Genomic DNA, 5,434 nt, shown 5'->3' on the forward strand with positions numbered 1-5,434 from the left:
AAGAGACAGCCCCCAGGGTTGGTGCCGGCCCCGTCCCGGACCTCCGGTCTTCCCGCCGCTCGGCGGTCTACCAGGGGCTGCCCGCGCCCGCGCCGTTGTTGCGGCTGCCCGTCGGGTCCTTCTGGGCGACGACGTCGGTGTCGGCCCCCCGGGCCTCCTGGGTCAACGCCTCGGCGGTGGTCGCGAGCGACGCGGCGGCGGCCAGTGCCAGCGCGGCGCCGACGATGGTCCTGCGGATGTTCACGAGAACTCCTCCCCTTGTTTTTTCCTTGCACAAGACCCGCGCGGATCGCGCGGACGACTACAGGGCGACCGCCCGGTCGGCGGCCGGGCGGACGGCGGTCAGCACGTCGACCAGCTCGTCCAGCACCGTGCGCAGCACCCGGTCGGGCAGGTGGCCGTGGCCGAGGACCAGGCCGTTGCCCGCCGGTCGGCCGGGCAGGTGGAACGAGGCCAGGGTGGGCACCAGCACGCCGCGCCGGCGCAGCTCGGCGTGCGCGGCGCCGGCGTCGAGCCGGTCGGGCAGGTGCACCACGACCGTGCCCGCCGCGCCCGGCGGCGCGAGGCGCACCGCGGGGGCCAGCGGCGCGAGCGCGGCGCGCACCAGGGCGTCCTTGTGCTCGAACAGGCGCTCCAACTGGTGCAGGCGGCGCACGACGCGGCCCTCGTCCAGCAGGTGCGCCATCGCCGACTGGGCCACGTGGGACGGCTGCTCGTCGTCCTGGCGCGCGCACCGGCCCAGGTCGCCGAGCAGGTCCCGGTGCACCAGCACGTACCCGACGCGCAACGACGGGGCGAACACGCTCCGGAAGTCCCCCACCAGCGCGGTGCGCGGCCCGGCCAGGTGCAGCAGCCGGGGCAGCGGCGCGGCGGCGGGCGGGACGTGGTCGCGGGCCACCTCGACCAGGTGGCCGCCCTCGCGGCGCGCCCAGTCGGCGAGTTGCTGGCGGCGCAGCGCCGACACGACCGCGCCGAACGGCGGCTGCCCGTCCGGTGAGACCAGCACGGCCGCGCACGAGGGCGGCACCGCGCCGCACCACCCGCCGTCCCGGTCGACCGGCAGCGCCACGGCCTGCCGGCCGCTGTCCGCGACCACCTGCCGCAGCACCGGCGGCGCCGGGTCCTGGACCGCCACGCGACCGGCGCCCAGCGCGTCCAGCACCAGCCGCAACCCGTGCGGCACCCCGGCGGTGATCAGCACCTCGTGCTCGTCGCAAGCCAGGCCGCGGGTGCGCCGCAGGTGACCGGCCACGGCCCGGCGCAGGTCCGGTAGGCCGCCCCGGGGCAGTTCGCGCACCGGCGGCGGCAGGAAGCTGGCGTGCCGCCACGCCGCGCGCCACGCGGCCAGCGGGAACCCCTCGCGGGTCGCCTGGCCCGGGGTGCAGTCGACGGGGTCGGCCACCGCGGGCGTCACGGGCGGGCCGGTCACGGGCGGTTCGGCGCGGCGGGCGGCGACGTAGCTGCCCGAGCCCTGCCGCCCCTCCAGGTAGCCCCGGACGTAGAGGAGCTCGTAGGCCGCCAGCACCACCCCGCGCGACACCCGGAGCTGCCCGGCCAGCGTCCGCGTGGACGGCAGTCGGCAGCCGCGGTCGAGCAGCCCGCGGTCGACCGCCCCGGCCAGCTGCTCGGCGAGCTGGTCCTGGAGCGGGCGGCGCGCGGCGCGGTCCAGCTCGATCGGCACCGTCAAACCCGGTGAACTGCGCATCTTCCCCCCTGGTGCGGCAGTGCGGGCGCGTGGGCGACCCGGCGGGCCTCGACGATCCGCTCGAAGGGCACCCCGGCCCGGTGGAACGTCGTCTCCAGCTCCTCCGGCCCGTCACCCGCGAACAGGCAGAAGTAGGTGTCGTCACCCGGCACGGCCAGGCAACAGGACAGCTCGGCGGTCCCCCCACCCGCGGCGAGGACGCGGCGCAGCGCGGCCACCACCTCGTCCGGGTCGGCGCCGGGCAGGTAGCACTCCACCAGGAACAGCCGTGCCGGACGCCGCTCCGCCGTCTCCGTCATGCCACGAGCGTGCGCCCCCGGCACCCCCCGACGAATCGGGGAGCAACCCCACAGTTGATCGGCCCGATCCTGTGCACGTTCCCATTCTTGCTCGCGGATACAGCCTTGATCTGCGATTACATCTGCGCTTCCATTGTTGTGCACGTTCACAGCCTGTTCCGCCGCAGGAGCCGCACACCCTCGATCGAAGGAGATCGGATGTCCGGACCCCACCGGGCGGCCAAGGCCGCCCTCGCCCTGGCGACCGCCGTGCTGCCGCTGACCGCGTTCACCCCGGCCGTTTCCGCGGCCGGTTCGCTGAGCATGCGGGGAGCCGACGTCTCGACCGCGCAACGGGCCCTGGACCTCGGCGCGAAGTACTACGACGCGTCCGGCACGGCCCGGGACCCGCTCGACGTCCTGAAGGGCGTGGGCGTCAACTACGTCCGCCTGCGCGTCTGGAACAACCCGCGCAGCGGCTACAACAACAAGGCGAAGGTCCTGGCCTACGCCAGGACCGTGAAGGCCAAGGGCCTCAAGCTGCTGGTCGACTTCCACTACTCCGACACCTGGGCCGACCCCGGCAAGCAGTACAAGCCGGCCGCCTGGTCGGGCCACGACATCGGCCGCCTGCAGACCGACGTCTACAACTACACCTACGACGTGTGCGCCGGCCTCAAGGCCCAGGGCACCACGCCGGACAGCGTGCAGATCGGCAACGAGATCAACGTCGGGATGCTGTGGGACGAGGGCAAGGTCGTCAACAACGACTTCACCAACCTCAGCCTGCTGCTGAAAGCCGGGTACAACGCCACCAAGGCGTGCGACGGCGGCACCAAGGTCATGATCCACACGGCCAACGCGGACAACCTCGACCACGCCCGCTGGTTCTACGACGGGATCAGGTCGAAGGGCGTGCCCTGGGACATCACGGCGCTGTCGTACTACTGCTCGTGGCACGGCACGATGGCCAACCTCCACAACGTCATCACCGACGTGCGCTCCCGCTACGGCAAGGACGTGGTGCTGGCCGAGACGGCGTACCCCTTCACCGCGGCGAACGCCGACGGCACCGGCAACTCCATCACCTCGGGCTGCGCCGACTACCCGCTGACGTGGAACGGCCAGGCCACCAACTTCGCCCACGTGCAGAACACGGCGCGCAACGCGGGCGCCATCGGCGTCTTCTACTGGGAACCGACCTGGTACGCGGTCCCGGGCAACGGGTGGGACCCGGCCGACATCAACGGCAGCGGCAACGGCTGGGACAACATGGCGGTCTTCGACTGGTCGGGCCGCATCAACCCGAACATCCGCTGGACGCCGTGACCCGGTCCGGGGTTGAGGGGCCGCCCGCGCGCGACCCCTCAACCCGGCGGCTCGCCGAGGAACTCCAGCCGGCTCAGCTCGCGACGGGTCCGCACGCCCGTCTTGCGGTAGATCCGGCTCAGGTGCGCCTCCACGGTCTTGGTGCTCACGTACGCCGCCGCGGCCACCTCCCGGTTGCTCAGGCCGCTCGCCACCAACCGGGCGATGTGCAGCTCCGTCGCGGTCAGGTCGTGCTCGTCGCCCCGGCGCAGCCCCAGCCTGCCCAGCTCGGTGTCCGCCCGCGCCGACCACCGCGGCGCGCCCAACCGGTCGAACACCCGCCTGGCCGCCAGCAGGGCCTCGCGCGCGGCCAGCTTCTCCTTGCGCCGCCGCAGCACCCGGCCGCGAACCAGGTCGCCGCGGGCCCGCTCGAAGGGCATCGGCGGCGGTTCGACCGACAGCGCCTCGTGCGCGCCCTCCAGGTCGCCGCGCGCCATGCGGACCAGCGCGGTCGACCGGGCGGCCACGGCGGTGATCCACGGTCGCGGCGCGCGGTCGCGGCGGCGTTCCAGGTCGGCCGCCAGCTCCTCCGCCTCGTCGATCAGGCCCAGCTCCGCGGTGGCCTCGACCAGGTCCCCGTACAGGGAGCTGATCGGGAAGTCCGCCAGCCCCACGGCCGCGCAGACCTCCAGGGCCGCGGTGAGGTGCGCGCGGGCGGCGGCGGGCTCGTGCCGGGACAGCTCGGCGAAGCCCAGCACGGCCCTCAGGTGCACCGTGACCCAGGAGTCCTCCAGCTCCGTGGCGATGGCCAGGCCCTCGGTCGCCGCCCGGTGCGCGGTCCCCTCGTCGCCCCGGTGGGCGGCGACCAGCGCCCGGGAGTAGAGGGAGTAGGCGACCCACGGCCGCTGGCCGGCCTGCTCGGCGGCGTCGACGGCCTCCGCCGCCTCCCGGTCGGCCAGGTCCCAGTTCCCCAGCCACAGGTCCAGCTCGGCCAGCTGGACCAGCTCCTGCATGGCCACCGCCTCGTCGCCCCGGTCCAGCGAGGCGCGGCGGGCCCGCTCGAACTCCTGCCGCCCGCGCACCGGGTCGGTGTACTTGGTGATCACCCGCAGCAGGCTGCGGGCCATCCGGGCGTCTCGGGACTGGGCGGTCGGCGAGACCAGGGCCGCGGCCCGCCGCAGGTCGCCGGCCGGCAGCCCCTCACCGGCCAGCAGCCGGTAGTAGGCGCTGCTCACCAGGATGCACGCCACGAGGTCGTCGGGCGCGGCGGCCTCGTGGCCGGTGATCGCGGCCAGGGCCTGGCGGGTGTTGCGGTAGCGCAGGGCGGTGTCGTTCTGGCAGAACCACGACCGGCGCAGGTAGGCCGTCGCGGTCAGCACCGGGTCGTCGCCCGCGCAGGCCAGTGCCCGGTCGCCCAGCGCGGTCGCCTCCACCGGCCCGTCGCAGTAGAACACCACGACGGCCAGTTCGAGCAGCGCCGCCACCCGCTCCGGCCCGTCGGGCAGGTCCGCGACGGCCGCCTCGAACAGGTCGCGGGCGCGCTTGGCGTCACCGGCGAAGAACAGGCACTGCGCGGCCGGCGCCAGCAGGGCCGCCCGGCACACCGGGTCCACCGCGTGACCGGCGGCCAGCTCCCACAGCCGGGCGGCGGTCTCGGGCGCGCCGCGCGCCTGGGCGGCCGAGGCCGCCTCGCCCAGCGCCTCGGCCACCTCCACGTCCGGCCCCGCCGCGCCGAGGGCCAGGTGCAGCGCGCGGCTCTCGGGGTCATCCACGACCTCGGCCAGGCGCCGGTGCGCCCGTCGCCTGCGGCCGGGCGGCGCGGCGGAGTAGACGGTCGAGCGCAGCAGGGGGTGGGTGAAGCGGACGGCGCCCGGCAGCACCTCGACCACGCCGCGGTCCTCGGCGTCGGCGAGCGCGTCCTCGGCCACGTCCGGGTCCGGCATCGCGCGCCGCACCAGGTCCGGGGTCGGCTGCGCCAGCGCCGCCGCGTACAGCAGCGCCTCCCGCGCGGCCGGGGTCAGCGCGCCCACCCGGTCGGCCAGCAGCTCGTCGAACCCGCGCGGCGCGGGCAGCGGCTAGCCGAACGCGGTGACGACGCCCGCGCGCGCGGCGGCGACGGCCAGCACCACCACCAACAGGGGCG

General features: G+C 75.3%; 5 protein-coding genes. 1 reads left to right on the plus strand and 4 read right to left on the minus strand.

The window, feature by feature from the left end:
- Positions 1-67: 67 nt before the first annotated feature.
- Genes ACFV4N_RS39175 through ACFV4N_RS39185 form a run of 3 tightly spaced genes read right to left on the minus strand, consistent with a single transcriptional unit; the run spans position 68 to position 2,004 of the window.
- Entirely contained in the window at positions 68-244 is a 177-nt protein-coding gene (locus ACFV4N_RS39175) for a hypothetical protein (RefSeq protein ID WP_499677743.1), read from the minus strand.
- A gap of 57 nt (positions 245-301) precedes the next feature.
- The gene (locus ACFV4N_RS39180; RefSeq protein ID WP_499677744.1) at positions 302-1,705 is read right to left on the minus strand and encodes an aminotransferase-like domain-containing protein; all 1,404 of its coding nucleotides are present in this window, start codon (positions 1,703-1,705) and stop codon (positions 302-304) included.
- The gene (locus ACFV4N_RS39185; RefSeq protein ID WP_499677745.1) at positions 1,684-2,004 is read right to left on the minus strand and encodes a hypothetical protein; all 321 of its coding nucleotides are present in this window, start codon (positions 2,002-2,004) and stop codon (positions 1,684-1,686) included. The genes ACFV4N_RS39180 and ACFV4N_RS39185 overlap by 22 nt, the downstream gene beginning before the upstream one ends.
- Before the next feature lie 198 nt (positions 2,005-2,202).
- Between ACFV4N_RS39185 and ACFV4N_RS39190 the strand changes: the two genes are divergently transcribed.
- Positions 2,203-3,312 (plus strand): glycoside hydrolase family 53 protein, encoded by a 1,110-nt coding sequence (locus ACFV4N_RS39190; RefSeq protein WP_499677746.1) that lies wholly within the window; start codon positions 2,203-2,205, stop codon positions 3,310-3,312.
- A gap of 38 nt (positions 3,313-3,350) precedes the next feature.
- On the opposite strand, the gene ACFV4N_RS39195 is transcribed toward ACFV4N_RS39190, so the two are convergent.
- Positions 3,351-5,321 carry a helix-turn-helix transcriptional regulator gene (locus tag ACFV4N_RS39195; protein WP_499677747.1) on the minus strand — a complete coding sequence of 657 codons (1,971 nt, stop codon included), beginning with the start codon at positions 5,319-5,321 and terminating at the stop codon, positions 3,351-3,353.
- Positions 5,322-5,434 lie beyond the last annotated feature (113 nt).

This window comes from Actinosynnema sp. NPDC059797, from assembly GCF_042732085.1.
Lineage (GTDB): Bacteria > Actinomycetota > Actinomycetes > Mycobacteriales > Pseudonocardiaceae > Actinosynnema.

Excerpts from the sequence above, each read along its gene's own strand:
- ACFV4N_RS39180 (WP_499677744.1), bottom strand. The coding sequence starts at position 1,705 with ATGCGCAGTTCACCGGGTTTGACGGTGCCGATCGAGCTGGACCGCGCC.
- ACFV4N_RS39185 (WP_499677745.1), bottom strand. The coding sequence starts at position 2,004 with ATGACGGAGACGGCGGAGCGGCGTCCGGCACGGCTGTTCCTGGTGGAG.
- ACFV4N_RS39190 (WP_499677746.1), top strand. The coding sequence starts at position 2,203 with ATGTCCGGACCCCACCGGGCGGCCAAGGCCGCCCTCGCCCTGGCGACC.